This window comes from Actinosynnema sp. NPDC023658 (genome assembly GCF_040639995.1).
GTDB lineage: Bacteria > Actinomycetota > Actinomycetes > Mycobacteriales > Pseudonocardiaceae > Actinosynnema.
Genome location: NZ_JBFAAX010001110.1, coordinates 1 through 1,733 on the forward strand (window position 1 = coordinate 1; position 1,733 = coordinate 1,733).

The 1,733-nt window shown below is 75.0% G+C and carries 3 protein-coding genes; all 3 read right to left on the reverse strand.

Going from position 1 to position 1,733, the window contains the following annotated elements:
• The coding region (locus tag AB0G02_RS38605; protein WP_360804988.1) for a lantibiotic dehydratase C-terminal domain-containing protein at nt 1-219 on the reverse strand (219 nt) is incomplete at its 3' end.
• 164 nt (nt 220-383) lie between these two features.
• The gene (locus AB0G02_RS38610) at nt 384-1,331 is read right to left on the reverse strand and encodes a Gfo/Idh/MocA family oxidoreductase (protein WP_360804991.1); all 948 of its coding nucleotides are present in this window, start codon (nt 1,329-1,331) and stop codon (nt 384-386) included.
• Between the two features lie 25 nt (nt 1,332-1,356).
• Nucleotides 1,357-1,733: GH36 C-terminal domain-containing protein (locus tag AB0G02_RS38615; RefSeq protein WP_360804994.1), on the reverse strand; the 377-nt coding region annotated here is incomplete at its 5' end.

Genomic DNA, 1,733 nt, shown 5'->3' on the forward strand with positions numbered 1-1,733 from the left:
CACCACGGCCGCGCGGATCGCGTCGGCGGGCGAGGTGGTGCACAGCCGCAGCCGCACGTGCGCCCCGCCTTCCCAGTAGCGGTGGATGAACCACTCGTCGAGGGCCCCGGCGCGGGTCAGCTCGGCGCACAGCGGCGCCAGCGCGCGGGCGATCAGCAGGTCCTGGTCGCCGCGGTGGAAGACGTGCGCACCGACCCAGTTCCGCGTCCCGTCAACCATGTCGGTACCGGCTCCTCACACACCGCGCATCGGCACGAAGTCGTGGACGCGTCCCGCGCCTCCGCCCACTGACGCTAGTTCAGCGCACCGGGCGCCGACCGGTGTCGAAGCGTGACAAGCCACCACGGGTGAGTGGTGACGAAGAGTCACCGTCCACGATGGACTCAAGCGGTCCCGGCCACGTCCCGCACCCGGCAGCAGAGTTCCTGAGTGCGCAGCGCGTCGGCGTAGTCGCACACCAGCAGGCCCGGGTCTTGCTCGCGCACCGCGGCCAGGAACCGCTCGTCGGCGGTCACGAGCGGGTCGCGGCCGACCGGGGTGTCGTGGGTGCCGTCGCCGTCCTCGCGGCGCAGGAACTTCGTCGTCAGCGTCAGCTTGCGGCCCTCGCAGTGGAACTCGACGGCGGCGTCCACCGTGGCGTGCAGGACGCACGTCGCGGTGAACACGCCCAGCGGCCCCGAGTCGAACGCGAGGGTGGCGGCGCTGACGGTGGCGACGTCCAGGTCCGGGTGCTCGGCCAGGGGCGAGTGCCGGGCGACCGCGTGGACGACCTCGGCCTCCCCGAGCAGGAACCGGGCGATGTCGTAGAGGTGGGTGGCCTGCTCGACGACCTGTCCCCCGCTCCCCGCCGCGACCCGCCACCACGGCACGGGCGGGACGAGGCCGTGCCAGGCGGCGCGCACCAGGTGCGGCGGTGTCTCGGCGAGCATCGAGCGCAGGCCGGGCACGACGTCCATGCCCCGCCAGTAGTAGCCCGCGCCGGCGATCACGCCGCTCGCGCGCAGGGCGGCGTCGACGCGGCGCGGCACCGCGAGGTCGACGCCGATCGGCTTCTCGACGTAGAACGGGACGCCGTGCGCGATCAGCGCGTGCTCGATGTCGCCGTGGGCGTCGGGCGGGACGCAGATCCACGCCGCGTCCACGTCCTCGCCGGCCAGCAGCCCGGCGGTGTCCCGGTACGCGCGCCCACCCCAGCGGGCGGCGGCCTCCTCCACGCCGCTGCGACCCACGTGGCCGACGACCTCCACGCCGAGCCCGGTCAACGCCGCCGCGTGCCGCCCGGCGATGTAGCCGGTGCCGATCAGCGCCACCTTCACCGGGCCGACCTCCACTCCGCCGACCTCTTCGGACAGACCTTCATCGGGCCACCCCCTCGTCGACGACCTGCCAGTGCTCGACCCGGCTGCGCCAGTCCTCGGTGTGCCGGGGCGCGGGCGGTCGGGGGAAGACCGCGGGCACGCCCGCGGCCATCAGGGCGGCCCCGGTGCTGACCAGGCCGTCATCCGCCCTCCGGTAGCGCCGGTCGGCGTCCAGGCCGCGCAGCCGGAGGCGGCGCGGTCCCTCACCGGCGACGCCGCGCACCTGGTAGACGAACAGCACCGCGTCCCGGCGATCCCGGGAGACGTACTGCACCGCGCACGGCCCGGTGTCGCCGGGCGGGACGAGCCAGTGCTGGTCGCCGTCGTGGATGGTGGGGCCACGCCCACGGACACCGCGCCCGCCGCCTTCGCACC